The organism is Streptomyces sp. NPDC047002 (genome assembly GCF_040704505.1).
Taxonomy (GTDB): Bacteria; Actinomycetota; Actinomycetes; order Streptomycetales; family Streptomycetaceae; genus Streptomyces.
The window spans coordinates 152305-164676 of sequence record NZ_JBEYWC010000006.1 but is presented as its reverse complement, the minus strand read 5'-3'; the positions used below and the strand labels follow the sequence as shown (position 1 = coordinate 164676).

Sequence of the window (12372 nt, the reverse complement as noted above, 5' to 3'; positions counted from 1 at the left end):
AGGCTACTTGCCCGCCTCGGTGGCGTCCGCCGCGTTCGCGTCCTTGGAGATCCTGGTCAGGATCTGCCGGGGGTCGGCGCCCGGCTCGACCGCCGTGCCGATGTTCTTCTTGATCTCGTCGCTCACCTGGGACCACGAGCTCTTGCCGAACGGGTAGAGCTCGGAGCTGTTGAGCGTCTTCTGGAACTCGCGCAGGTCGTTGTGGGCCGTGTCCTGCGCCATCAGGCTGTTGGCGCTGTAGGTGACCGGCAGGAGGTCGTACTGCTTGACGAAGTCCATGACGTTCTTGTCGCTGTAGACGTAGTCGAGGAACTCGCCGATCTGCTGGGCGTGGCCGTTCTGCTTGAACGCCATCATCCAGTCGGCCACGCCCATCGAGGACTTGGCGTCGCCGTCCTTGCCCGGCATCGGCACCATGCCGAAGTCGACGTGGGCCTTGCGGGCGCTGTTCATCAGCGTGGGGTGGCCGTTGAGCATGCCGACCTTGCCCTCGGTGAACTGCTTGAACGCGTCGGCGCGGTCCAGCTCGCCCGGCTCGACCGGTCCGGTGAGGCCCTTGCCGACGAGGTCCTTCTGGAGCCACTCGAAGGTCTTGACGTTCTCGTCCGAGTCGATGCTGTACGAGCCGTCGGTGCTGTTGGTGTAGCCGCCGCCCCCGCTGAGCAGCCACATCATCGTCTCGGCCTGGGACTCCTCCGTACCGAGCGGGAGCGCGAACGGCACGGGCACGCCCTCCGCCTTCAGCGCCTCCGCGTCGCTGCGGATGTCGTCCCAGTCCTTCGGGGCGCTGATCCCGGCCTCGTCGAACAGCTTGCGGTTGTAGAACAGCAGCCGCGTCGAGGCGACGAACGGCAGCCCGTACTGGGTCTGGTCGACCTTGCCCGCGTCCGCGAGCTGGGCGACGAAGCCGGACTGGACCGGCACGCTCAGGACCTGGTCGGCGCTGTAGAGCTTGCCCGCCTCCGCGTAGTCGGCGAACGACCCGACCTGGGCCATGTCCGGCGCCTCACCCTTCTTGACCAGGGCCGCCACGTCCGCGTCGACGGTCTTCCACGACCGGACGTCCACGTCGACGGTGATGCCCGGGTGGGTCCGCTCGAACTCCGACGCCAGTTTCTTCCAGTAGACGCTGGAGGACGTCTCCGGGCTGTTCCCGTAGTCCGCGGCGACGAGCTTGAGCGTGACGTCGCCCGAGCCGGCCGAGCCGCTGCACCCCGCGAGACCCATGGTGCTCATGACGGCTATGGCCGTGGTTATGCCCAGATAGCGGTGCCGCACGGGTTCTCTTCCCACCCTTCGCCCGCCCTCTGGCGGGAACTCGACGATCGAACCGCGATTTTGTCTCGTTCGAACGTTTGAGTCCAGACGAACGGACGAAAGCCGCAAGCCGTACCGCGGGCGGAGACGGGGAAGATCACGGGGCGCGAAACGGGGAGTGGACTAGACCTCTTGCGGCGCACGCGGGAGACTGTCCCGCGTGGAACACGTCATCGCCCTCGATGTGGGCGGCACCGGCATGAAGGCCGCCCTCGTGGGGGCGGACGGCGAGCTGCTGCACGAGGCACGCAGGCCGACCGGCAGGGAGCGCGGGCCCGAGGCCGTCGTCGAGGCGATCCTCGGCTTCGCGGCCGACCTGCGCGCCTACGGCGCCGAGCGGTGGGGCGCGGGCGCGCGCGCCGCGGGCGTGGCCGTGCCGGGCGTCGTGGACACCGAGCGGGGCCTCGCCGTCTACGCCGCCAACCTCGGCTGGCGCGACGTGCCGCTGCGCGACCTGGTCTCCGAGCGGCTCGGCGGTGTGCCCGTCGCGCTCGGCCACGACGTGCGCACCGGCGGCCTCGCCGAGGGCCGCCTCGGCGCGGGGCGCGGCTCCGACCGCTTCCTGTTCATGCCCATCGGCACGGGCATCGCGGGCGCCATCGGCATCGACGGCGCCATCGAGGCGGGCGCGCACGGCGTGGCGGGCGAGATCGGCCACGTGGTGGTGCGCCCCGGCGGCGCCGAGTGCAGCTGCGGCCAGTACGGCTGCCTGGAGATGTACGGCTCGGCCCGCGCCGTGACCCGCGCCTGGGCGGCCGCGTCCTGCGACCCCGGGGCGGACGCCGCCGACTGCGCGAAGGCCGTCGCCTCAGGCGACCCGAGGGCCGTCGAGATCTGGCGGGACGCCGTCGACGCGCTGGCCGCGGGGTTCGTCACGGCGCTGACGCTGCTCGACCCGCGCACCCTGATCGTCGGCGGCGGGCTCGCCGAGGCCGGCGACACCCTCTTCGAACCGCTGCGGGCGGCGGTCGCGGCGAAGGTCACCTTCCAGAAACTGCCCACCATCGTTCCGGCCGAACTCGGCGACACCGCCGGATGTCTGGGGGCCGGCCTGCTCGCCTGGGACCTACTCGCCACGGAGGTAAGCGCCTGATGGCCGCCGCAGCATCCACGCCCCCCGCTTCCGCGCCCGCAGCGGCGCGGCCCGGCACGTCGGCGGCGCCCGTCGGCGCCGGCACGTGCACGGTGCTGGCCGGGGGCCGGGTCGTCCTGCCGACCGGGGTCGTCGACGGCGGCCGGGTGATCGTCGAGGGCGGCAGGATCGCCGGGGCCGCCCCCGAGGGCGCCACGGTGGTCGACCTGGCGGGCCACTGGCTCGTGCCCGGCTTCGTGGACCTGCACAATCACGGCGGCGGCGGCGCCTCCTTCACCTCGGGCACGGCCGACGAGGTGCTGCGCGGCGTCCGCACACACCGGGAGCACGGCACCACGACCGTCGTGGCCTCCACCGTCACCGGCGAACTCGGCTTCCTGGCCCGGCGCGCGGGCGAGCTGTCCGAGCTGGTCGAGCAGGGCGACCTGGCGGGCGTGCACTTCGAGGGCCCGTTCATCTCCCCCTGCCGCAAGGGCGCGCACAGCGAGGCGCTGCTGCGCCACCCCGACCCGGCCGAGGTGCTCGCGCTGGTGAAGGCCGCGCGCGGCACGGCGAAGATGATGACACTCGCCGCCGAACTGCCGGGCGGCCTCGACTCCGTGCGGCTGCTCGCCGACCACGGCGTGATCGCCGCACTCGGCCACACCGACGCGACGTACGAGCAGACCGCGGAGGCGATCGAAGCGGGCGCGACCGTCGCCACCCACCTCTTCAACGCGATGCCGCCGCTCGGCCACCGGGTGCCGGGCCCGGTCGCCGCGCTGCTCCAGGACGAGCGCGTCACCGTCGAGCTCATCAACGACGGCACGCACCTGCACCCCGCGGCGCTCGAACTCGCGGTGCGCTGCGCGGGCGCCGCCCGTACGGCCTTCATCACGGACGCGATGGACGCGGCGGGTTTCGGCGACGGCACCTACGCGCTCGGCCCGCTGGCGGTCGAGGTCAAGGACGGCGTCGCGCGCCTGGTGGACGACGGCTCCATCGCGGGCTCGACGCTCACGCTCGACACGGCGTTCAAGCGGGCTGCGACGGTCGACCTGATGCCGGTCGAGGACATCGTGCGGGCCATCTCCGCCAACCCGGCGCGGCTGCTCGGCGTCGACGACCGGGTGGGCTCGCTCGAACCCGGCAAGGACGCCGACCTCGTCGTACTCGACGCCGACTTCACCCTCAAGGGCGTGCTGCGCAAGGGCGCCTGGGTGGTGGACCCGCGCACGGCCTGAGCGCCCGCAGGACCGCGGGGTCTGTGCCGGAGCCCGCACTTCTGGCATGATCAACAGCCGACTGCGGCGGCCCGCCGGGAGCGGGCCCGCGAGCACCGGACCGATCAGGGCAGAGGGGGGAGCGCGGCGTGATCCTCACGGTCACCCTCAACGCCGCCCTCGACCTCACCTACCGCACCGCCGCCCTCGTCCCGCACGCCACGCACCGCGTGACCGAGGTGAGGGAGCGGCCGGGCGGCAAGGGCGTCAATGTGGCGCGGGTGCTGACCGCGCTCGGCCACGAGGCCGTCGCCACCGGCTTCCTCGGCGGCCGCACCGGCGACGACGTGCGGCGGCTGCTCGCCGATCTGTCGCCCGCGACCGGGGACGCGTTCGTGCGGGTCGAGGGCACGACCCGGCGCACGGTCGCAGTCGCGGACGGCCGCTCCGGCGACACCACCCAGTTCAACGAGCCAGGACCGCTCGTCACCGCCGCCGAGTGGCGGGCGTTCACCGACACCTACGCCGAACTGCTCGGCCGCGCCGACGCGGTCGCGCTCTGCGGCAGCCTGCCGCCGGGCGTCCATGTCGGCGCCTACGCCGAGCTGGTGCGCGGCGCCCGCGCCGCCGGGGTGCCCGTCCTGCTCGACACCAGCGGCGAGCCGCTGCGCAGGGGCGTCGCCGCACGGCCCGACCTGGTGAAGCCCAACGCGGAGGAGCTGGCCCTGCTGACCGGCGCGCGCGAGCCGCTGCGCGCCGCGGGGGACGCCCGCAGGCGCGGGGCGCGCGCCGTGGTGGCCTCCCTCGGCCCCGAGGGCCTCGCGGCCGTCACCGCCGACGGGTCGTGGCTGGCCCGCCCGCCGTCCGCGGTGCGCGGCAATCCGACCGGCGCTGGCGACTCCGCCGTCGCCGCGCTCCTCGCCGGCCTGGTCGAAGGGGTGCCCTGGCCCGAGCGGCTGCGGCGGGCCGTCGCGCTCTCCTCGGCGACCGTGGCGGCCCCCGCGGCCGGCGAGTTCGACCAGGACGCCTACGCCGAGGTGCTGCCGCTCGTGACGGTCGCCGACACGGCCTGACCCGTGGCACGGTTCGGGGGGCGCCGCAGGCCCGGGAAACGCCGCGTCCCGGCCCCGCGGAGGCGGCGGCCGGGACGGTGGCGTGCTTCCCGCGGACGGTCAGCCCTTGACGTTGCCCGCCTTCAGGTAGACCTGGTCGAGGTTGACCCCGCACTGGTCGCCCTGCTCGCAGGAGATCTTGACCGTGTTGGACCCCTTCTTGAGGTTGATCCAGGAGAACGTCGTCGTCCAGCCCTTGTCCGCCTGGCCCTCGGGGGCGCCCGCGAAGTTCTTCATGCTGATCGACCTGCGGTCGCCGTCGTTGACGAAGAGGGACATCGTGGCGTCCTTGCCCGGCACGCCGTAGTTGGCGAAGAGGGTGTACGCGCCCGCCTTCGGCACGTCGACCGTCCAGGTCGCCGATGCGCCCTCGCCCGGCATCGCCACGTAGACGCCGCCCTTGGCCTTCGCGCCCGGCACGTCGGACGCCGTGGCGGCTGACCCGCCGAGCTGGAGCGTCGAGGCGTCCTGCTCGGGCAGCGAGGCGTCGTCGGAGCCCGCGCCCGCCGAGGCACCGCCCGACGGCTGGGAGGCGCCCGCGCTCGGCGAAACCGAGGCACCGGCGCCCGCCTCGTCGCCCTTGCCGTCCCCGCCGTTGCTCGTCATCAGGGCGACGGCGATGCCGATGACCACGGCCGCGACCACCGCGACAGCGGCGATCAGCAGCCCGCGGGTGTTCGGGCCGCCCCGGCCGCCGCGCCCCCTGCCCTGCTGCCCGGGCGGCGGGCCCTGGCGGACCGGGCCCCCGGGCACGGCCTGGGTCTCGGGCGCCGCGTAGTGCGGGTTCGGGGAGCCGTAGCCGCCCTGCTGCTGCCCGTAGGGCGCCTGCGCCTGTCCCTGCTGGCCGTACGGGGCGCCCTGCGGCGGCACCTGCTGCTGCGGGTAGCCGTACTGGCGCTCGCCGACGGTCCTGACCTGGTTGTAGGACGTTCTGGGCACGCCGGGCGTGGCCGCGGGGCCGGGGTAGCCGTAGCCGCCCTGCCGCCGCTGCTGGGCACCGCCCGACTGCTGCCCGTCGGCATACAGGTAGCCGAAGGGGTCGTCGTCCTCGGGCGTGCTCGCGCCGTCGTTCCCGGCCGTCATCCCTGAGTCACTCCTCTACCATCTCGTCAGCGTCGCCGACCGGGCGAGCCTACCGCGAGAATCTGGGCGCGAGGACGCCGCTCCGTCCCGTGAACACGGGCCGCGCGGCCCCTTCTGCCACCTCAGGGTGGGGCGGGTGGACGACGGGCGACACCGGTGGGGCGCGGGGGTGAACAATGTCTCGCCCGCCGACCCCGCGCCCCCGCGGATACGGCGGGAAGGCCGGGGCAGACGGGCTCCGGTGTGCTCTGTGCGGGTTCCGGCGTTGCTCTGTGCGGGCGGGTCAGCCCGCCCTGCGGCTGACCTTGCTGCGGGAGCGCTTCTCCACGTACATCAGCTGGTCGGCCGACTGGAGCACCTCCTCGACCGTCATGCCGCACGCCGCCCAGCCGATGCCGAAGCTGGCGCCGACGCGCACCGCGCGGCCGTCCACCCGGATCGGCGGGAGGATCGCGTTGCGCAGGCGTACCGCGAGGTCGGAGGCGTCGCCGGGGCCGAGGCCGTCGGCGAGCACCACGAACTCGTCGCCGCCGAGCCGCGCCACCGTGTCGCCGTCCCGCACGCCCGTGGTGAGCCGCCGCGCGACCTCGATCAGCACGGCGTCGCCGGTGTTGTGGCCGAACCTGTCGTTGATCGACTTGAAGCCGTCCAGGTCGCAGAAGAGGACCGCGAGGCCCTTCGCGCCCTCGCCCTCGCCCGGCGCGACGAGGTGCACATGGTGGTCGAAGCCGCCGGGCGTGAACCCGCCGAAGCTGCCGCCGCGCTCGCCGGTGCGCTCCTCGTAGGCGTCCTGGCCCGACCCGTAGCCGTCATGGGCGCCCTCGTCCGGGACCCCGGCCGGGTGGCCGCCGACCGGGTACGCGCCGTTCGCGCCGGTCCCGTAGGCCGGATCCGGGTAGGCGCCGGGGGCGTGGGAGCCGTCCTGGTACGCGGCGGGGGCACAGCCGCCGACCGGGTAGGCGGCGGGGTCGTGGGGTCCTTCCTGGTAGCCGCCGGCCGGCTCCTGCGGCCCGGGACCCCCGTCGTAGCCGCCGAACGCGGCGTCGAGCTGCTCGACCGCCGTGGCGGCGCGTGAGGCGCCGGGCCTGCCGCATATCCGGGCGCTGAGCCTGGCCCGCAGCTCCGCGCTGTTGGGCAGGCCGGTCAGCGAGTCGTGCGAGGCGCGGTGCGCGAGCTGGAGCTCGCGGCTCTTGCGCTCCTCTATGTCCTCGACGTGCGTCAGCAGGAAGCGTGGCCCGTCGGTGGTGTCGGCCACCACGGAGTTGCGCAGCGAGACCCACACGTACGAGCCGTCGCGGCGGGCGAGCCGCAGCTCGGCGCGGCCCCCCGCGGCCGAGGTGCGCAGCAGCGTGCCGATGTCCTCGGGGTGCACGAGGTCGGCGAAGGAGTACCGGCGCATCGCGGACGCGGGCCTGCCGAGCAGCCGGCACAGCGCATCGTTGGTGCGCAGCAGCCTGCCGCGCTGGTCGCCGCCCATCTCGGCGATGGCCATGCCGCTCGGCGCGTACTCGAAGGCCTGGCGGAAGGACTCCTCGCTGGCCCGCAGCGCCTGCTGCTCGCGTTCGAGGCGGACCAGGGCGCGCTGCATGTTGGCCCGCAGGCGGGCGTTGCTGATCGCGAAGGCCGACTGCGAGGCGTACATCTGGAGGGCCTCGCGGCCCCAGGTCCCCGGCTTGCGGCCGCCGCGCGGCCGGTCGACGGATATCACGCCGAGCAGCTCGCTCGTGCCGCCGCCGGTGGAGGTGTACATCGGCGCGTAGAGCCGGTCCTGGGGGTGCCACTCGTCGGCGAAGCGCGGTTCTGGGCCCTCGGTGTGCCACTGCGGCACGTCGTCCTCCAGGAGCACCCAGCCCTCGGCGTGCGGTATGAACCGCAGCTCGCCCCAGCGCTCGCCCATGTTGAGGCGCCGCTCCCAGGACGTGCGGGAGCCGACGCGGCCCGCGATCAGCGCCTCGGCCGCCGCGGAGCCCGCGAAGGCGGCGACGACGAGGTCACCGTCGCCCTGGACGATGTTGACGCAGGCCAGCTCGTAGCCGAGGCCCGTGACGACCCCGTCCGCGACGGTCTGGAGCGTGTCCGCCAGGCTCCGCGCCGTGTTGAGCTCGGCGACGGCCTGGTGCAGCTGCCGCATGGCCGCAAGACGGACATAGGGCTCCGACTCGGTCTCCATCGCTCGCTCTCCCTGAGACCTCGACAGCAACTCCAGGATTCTGATCGGCTCTCGTGTTGCACTGTTCCCGCCACTGAATCACAGCGAGCTGCCCGGCCGGTACACAGGGTCAGCGATAAGTAACGACTGTGAGTCAAGTCACATCAAATGATGAGCGATCGGGACGAGCCGCTGGGAGCGCTCCCCTGCCGCGCACCTCCGGGAGACACGGCGCGGTGCCGCGTGCCGCCCGGGTCCGCGGCAGCGCGTGCCTCCCGGGTCCGCGGCGCCGCGGCCGCCCCCGGTCCTAGGACCCGGCTGGTCCCCTGGCCCGATGCGGCACCCCGCGGCCCGCGGTTAGCGTCCGAGGCGTGCAGCAGACGACACCGGCCACACCGGCCCCCGCGCGCTCCCTGTCCCCGGCCTCCGGGGCCGTCCCCCATGCTGAGGGGGTGAGTGACGACGAGTTCCGCAGTGCGATGTCCCGGCTGGCGGCAGGCGTGGTCCTGGTGACGGCGCGCGAGGCGCCGCTCGCCGAGGACGGCCCGCGCGGCGAGGACGCCGGCATGACCGCGACCGCGTTCCTCTCCGTCTCCCTCGACCCGCCCCTGGTGCTGGTGAGCGTGCGGACCGGCTCCCGGATGGACGACCTGCTGGAGGAGCAGCCCCTGTGGGGCGCGTCCCTCCTCGCGGAGAGCCAGCGGCACATCGCCGGCCGGTTCGCGATGAAGGGGCGGCTGAGCGACCGGCTGCTGTTTCAGGACGTCCCCTACCGCAGGGGCGAGCTGACGGGCGCGCCGCTGGTGCGCGGCGCGCTCGCCGCCCTGGAGTGCAGGACCGAGCAGCGGGTGGCCGCGGGCGACCACACGCTGGTGATCGGCCGGGTGCTCGCCGCCGAGGTGCCGCACGCGGAGGGCGGGCCGCTCGCGTACTACCGCGGCCGCTACCGGCGGCTGGACTGAGCCCGCGCCCGGGACCGCGGGGGGAGGCGGCCGCGCACCGCCGGGGGAACGGGGGCAACGGCCGCGCACCGCGGCGGAAACGGGGTGACGGCCGCGCGGGGACGCGGGATCATGGAACGCATGTCCGGGCAGCCGCATGTCATCAGAGGCTCGGTCTCCCTGCCGGAGGCCGAGCTCCAGTGGCGTTTCTCGCGCTCGTCGGGGCCCGGCGGCCAGCACGTCAACACCACCGACTCGCAGGTGGAGCTGCGCTTCGACCTGGCGAACACCAAAGCGCTGCCCCCGGTGTGGCAGGAGCGCGCCCTGGAGCGGCTCGCCGGCCGCCTGGTCGACGGCGTGCTCAGCGTCCGCGCATCCGAGCACCGCTCGCAGTGGCGCAACCGCGAGGCCGCGGCCGTCAGGCTCGCCTCGCTGCTCGCCGAGGCGACGGCGCCGCCGCCGCGCGCCCGGCGCACGTCGAAGAAGGTCCCGCGCGGGGTCAATGAGCGCCGGCTGCGCGAGAAGAAGCGCCGCGGCGACACGAAGCGCGGGCGCTCGGGCCGCGACTGGTGAGCGGCGGGCGGGCCCCCTGGGCACGGCGCGGGCGGTTCGCGGCCCGCGGCGGCGGGCCCGTTCGGGTAAAGAAAGTAAAAACGCTGGAACCAGGCGCTCCTCTGGTGCCGTTGTAGAGGTGGCGGTAGCTTCCCGGACCGTCACCGGCGTTCGTCACGAAAAGGATTTTTCCCATGGCTGTAAGCCTGTCCAAGGGCGGCAACGTCTCGCTCACCAAGGAGGCCCCCGGCCTCACCGCCGTCACGGTCGGCCTCGGCTGGGACGTCAGGACCACGACCGGCAAGGACTTCGACCTCGACGCCTCCGCGATCGCGGTGAAGGCGGACGGCAAGGTCGTCTCGGACGGGCACTTCGTCTTCTTCAACAACAAGACGTCCCCCGACCAGTCGATCGTGCACACCGGCGACAACCTCACCGGCCAGGGCGAGGGCGACGACGAGCAGATCAACGTCGACCTGACGGCCCTGCCCGCCGACTGCGACAAGGTCGTCTTCCCCGTCTCCATCTACGACGCGGACAACCGCCAGCAGAACTTCGGCCAGGTGCGCAACGCGTACATCCGCGTCGTGAACCAGGCGGGCGGCACCGAGATCGCGCGCTACGACCTGAGCGAGGACGCCGCCACCGAGACCGCCATGGTCTTCGGCGAGCTGTACCGCAACGGCGCCGAGTGGAAGTTCCGCGCCGTCGGCCAGGGGTACGCCTCGGGCCTGGTCGGCATCGCCACCGACTTCGGCGTCAACCTCTGAGAAACGCCGCGGACGCGCGCGTGGGGCCCGGCGGCAGCCGGGCCCTCGTGCGTACCCTGCCCGCATGATCGTCGAAGCGCTCGCCCCCGTCGACGGCGACCTGCCGGGCCCGCTCCTGACCGAACTCGCCGCCCTGTACGCCTCGGACGAGGAGTTCGAGCGGCTCGGCGGCGACCCCGGAGCGCACGGCGGCATCGGTCCACGGGCCGTCGCCGCGACGCTCGCCGACGCACTCGTCCACCCGGGAGCCGAGGTGCTCGTCGCCCGCTCGGCCGGGGAACTCGTCGCCTTCGCCGTCGTCCTGCCCCGCCACCCGGGCGTGCCCGCCACCGGCGTCGCCGCCCGAGAGACCCCGGACGCGGGCCCCGGCACGGCCGCCGACCCCGACCCGTGGATCGGGCTGCTCGTGGTCCACGCCGAGCGGCGCAGGGCCGGCCACGGGCGGCGGCTCGCCGAGGCCGCTCAGGCGCGGCTGCGGGAGGCGGGGCGCGACGGCGTCCGGGTCGCCGTCCCGGAGCGCGACGCCACGGGCCTCGCCTTCTGGACGGCGCTGGGCTACGCGGAGATCGAGCGCGGCCCCGAAGCGCGGGTCCTGCGCAAGGAGCTGCCGGGCGCCGCGGGGCGCTGAGCGGCTCTGCGCCGATCTGTCCTGCGCCGGGCCGCGGCGAGGCGGGGGCCGGCCGCGGGGCCGTGGACGCCGTCAGGCGGCCGGGGGCGCGGACGCCCGTCAGGCGGCCGGCGCCCCGCATGGCACCATCGGCGGGTGCTCGACATCGGTTACTCGCTCTCCCGCCGCTTTCCCGACCCGCCGCAGACGGACTACCGCACGGCGGACGGCCGCGCGCTGCGGCACGACCTGTTCTGCGGGGACGTGTACCTGGCCGACACGGCCGCCGACCGGGAGCTGTCCACAGCCTGGGGATGGGTGCCCGTGCTCGACTTCGCGTGGGCGCTGTGCGACATCGTGGAGCGGCTCGACCGCGACCCGCGCGGCAGCCGGGCCGCCGAACCCCAGCACGCCGAGCTCGACTTCACCGAGTCGAGCGACCGGATGCTGTTCCTGCGCCGCTTCGGCTGGGTGGAGGTCGAGGCCGACTGGATGCCGGGCGGCGAGCCGCCGCTCGTCTTCGACCACCGCGAACTGCGACGCGAGGCACGGGACTTCCTGCACGATCTGGCCGCCGACCTCACCGACCTGCACGAGGGGCTCGGGGACAACGTCCTGGTGTGGGACCTGCTGGCCCGCTTCCCCCGCGTGTGATCCGCCGCGCGCGGTTCCCCCACGGGTGAGCGGGCCGCGCCTCCCGCACACGCGCCGCACACGGTCGGGCGCCGTCCCGGATGTCCGCGTTCCGTAAGGGACGGTGCCGCTCTGCGGGCCGCCCCGCGTGCCTACCCTGAGGGCGGGGAGCCCGCCGGGGCCCGCCCGTCCTGAGAGCAGAGCGAGGCGATCATGGCCACGGAGAGAGCGCACACACCGCAGGCGGAGCCGGCCGCGGCGCCGCCGCGGCACGGCGGCCGGTTCGCGCGGCTGCCCCGCCGAGTACGCCCCGACGAGATGGTCGAGGTGGTGGCTTCGCAGGCACCGCGCGACCCGGAGATGGGGCGCGACGCGGACGCGGACTGGATGGTCCGCTACAGCGCCTGAGCCCCGCTACGGGCGGGGCAGGGCGTGGCCCGTCGTCGCATCGACGTGGTCCGGGACCTCGTCGTGCCGGTCCCCGACCGACACCGTGCCCGTGGGCTCGAACAGCAGGATCGAGGCGCCGCGCGGCGACGAGGGCCGGTGCTCGACGCCCTTCGGCACCACGAAGACCGCGCCGCGTGCCAGGTGGACCGTGCGCTCGGCCCGCGCCCCGCCCGTCGCGGGGCCGTCGCGGAGCGCGATGTCGAGCTCGCCGTCGAGCAGCAGGAAGAACTCGTCGGTGGTGTCGTGGACGTGCCACACGTGGTCGCCCGCGACCTTCGCCACGCGGACGTCGTAGTCGTTGACGCGCGTCACGATGTGCGGGCTCCACAGCGCCTCGAAGCCGGCGAGCGCGTCGTCGAGGAGTACGGGTTCGGGCGCGGCGGAGGCGTCCGGTGTGTTCGGAGTGCTCATGCCTTCCATGGTCCACATGGCGCCCGCCGCGCACGAGTGATACGAATCGCAC

General features: G+C 74.3%; 13 protein-coding genes. 9 read left to right on the top strand and 4 right to left on the bottom strand.

What is annotated here, in order from left to right; genetic code table 11:
- Positions 1–3: 3 nt before the first annotated feature.
- Positions 4–1236 (bottom strand): extracellular solute-binding protein, encoded by a 1233-nt coding sequence (locus AB0910_RS08705; protein WP_366743802.1) that lies wholly within the window; start codon positions 1234–1236, stop codon positions 4–6.
- A gap of 241 nt (positions 1237–1477) precedes the next feature.
- Between AB0910_RS08705 and AB0910_RS08700 the strand changes: the two genes are divergently transcribed.
- From AB0910_RS08700 to AB0910_RS08690, 3 genes are all read left to right on the top strand, one after another.
- Positions 1478–2410: an ROK family protein gene (locus tag AB0910_RS08700; protein ID WP_366743801.1), complete on the top strand. Its 933-nt coding sequence runs from the start codon at positions 1478–1480 to the stop codon at positions 2408–2410.
- A complete protein-coding gene (nagA, locus tag AB0910_RS08695) occupies positions 2410–3633 on the top strand; it encodes an N-acetylglucosamine-6-phosphate deacetylase (protein WP_366743800.1) in 1224 nt (407 codons plus the stop codon). Before AB0910_RS08700 ends, nagA begins: the two co-directional genes overlap by 1 nt.
- 128 nt (positions 3634–3761) lie before the next feature.
- On the top strand, positions 3762–4685 hold the full coding sequence (locus AB0910_RS08690) for a 1-phosphofructokinase family hexose kinase (RefSeq protein ID WP_366743799.1): 924 nt from the start codon (positions 3762–3764) through the stop codon (positions 4683–4685).
- A gap of 99 nt (positions 4686–4784) precedes the next feature.
- On the opposite strand, the gene AB0910_RS08685 is transcribed toward AB0910_RS08690, so the two are convergent.
- Together AB0910_RS08685 and cdgB are read right to left on the bottom strand one after the other, a co-directional pair.
- Positions 4785–5807 (bottom strand): carbohydrate-binding protein, encoded by a 1023-nt coding sequence (locus AB0910_RS08685; protein ID WP_366743798.1) that lies wholly within the window; start codon positions 5805–5807, stop codon positions 4785–4787.
- Positions 5808–6090: 283 nt separating this feature from the next.
- Positions 6091–7977 (bottom strand): diguanylate cyclase CdgB, encoded by a 1887-nt coding sequence (gene cdgB, locus AB0910_RS08680; protein WP_366743797.1) that lies wholly within the window; start codon positions 7975–7977, stop codon positions 6091–6093.
- Between the two features lie 458 nt (positions 7978–8435).
- Between cdgB and AB0910_RS08675 the strand changes: the two genes are divergently transcribed.
- The 6 genes from AB0910_RS08675 (at position 8436) to AB0910_RS08650 (ending at position 11867) form a co-directional block, all read left to right on the top strand.
- A complete protein-coding gene (locus AB0910_RS08675; RefSeq protein ID WP_366743888.1) occupies positions 8436–8918 on the top strand; it encodes a flavin reductase family protein in 483 nt (160 codons plus the stop codon).
- Positions 8919–9038: 120 nt separating this feature from the next.
- Complete coding sequence (gene arfB / locus AB0910_RS08670; protein WP_366743796.1) at positions 9039–9470, top strand: alternative ribosome rescue aminoacyl-tRNA hydrolase ArfB; 432 nt, start codon at positions 9039–9041, stop codon at positions 9468–9470.
- 173 nt (positions 9471–9643) lie between these two features.
- Entirely contained in the window at positions 9644–10219 is a 576-nt protein-coding gene (locus AB0910_RS08665) for a TerD family protein (protein ID WP_366743795.1), read from the top strand.
- Positions 10220–10283: 64 nt separating this feature from the next.
- Complete coding sequence (locus AB0910_RS08660; RefSeq protein WP_366743794.1) at positions 10284–10847, top strand: GNAT family N-acetyltransferase; 564 nt, start codon at positions 10284–10286, stop codon at positions 10845–10847.
- A 135-nt stretch (positions 10848–10982) separates the two neighbouring features.
- A complete protein-coding gene (locus AB0910_RS08655; protein WP_366743793.1) occupies positions 10983–11480 on the top strand; it encodes a hypothetical protein in 498 nt (165 codons plus the stop codon).
- Positions 11481–11672: 192 nt separating this feature from the next.
- Positions 11673–11867 (top strand): hypothetical protein, encoded by a 195-nt coding sequence (locus tag AB0910_RS08650; protein WP_366743792.1) that lies wholly within the window; start codon positions 11673–11675, stop codon positions 11865–11867.
- Between the two features lie 6 nt (positions 11868–11873).
- On the opposite strand, the gene AB0910_RS08645 is transcribed toward AB0910_RS08650, so the two are convergent.
- Positions 11874–12320 carry a cupin domain-containing protein gene (locus AB0910_RS08645; protein ID WP_366743791.1) on the bottom strand — a complete coding sequence of 149 codons (447 nt, stop codon included), beginning with the start codon at positions 12318–12320 and terminating at the stop codon, positions 11874–11876.
- Positions 12321–12372 lie beyond the last annotated feature (52 nt).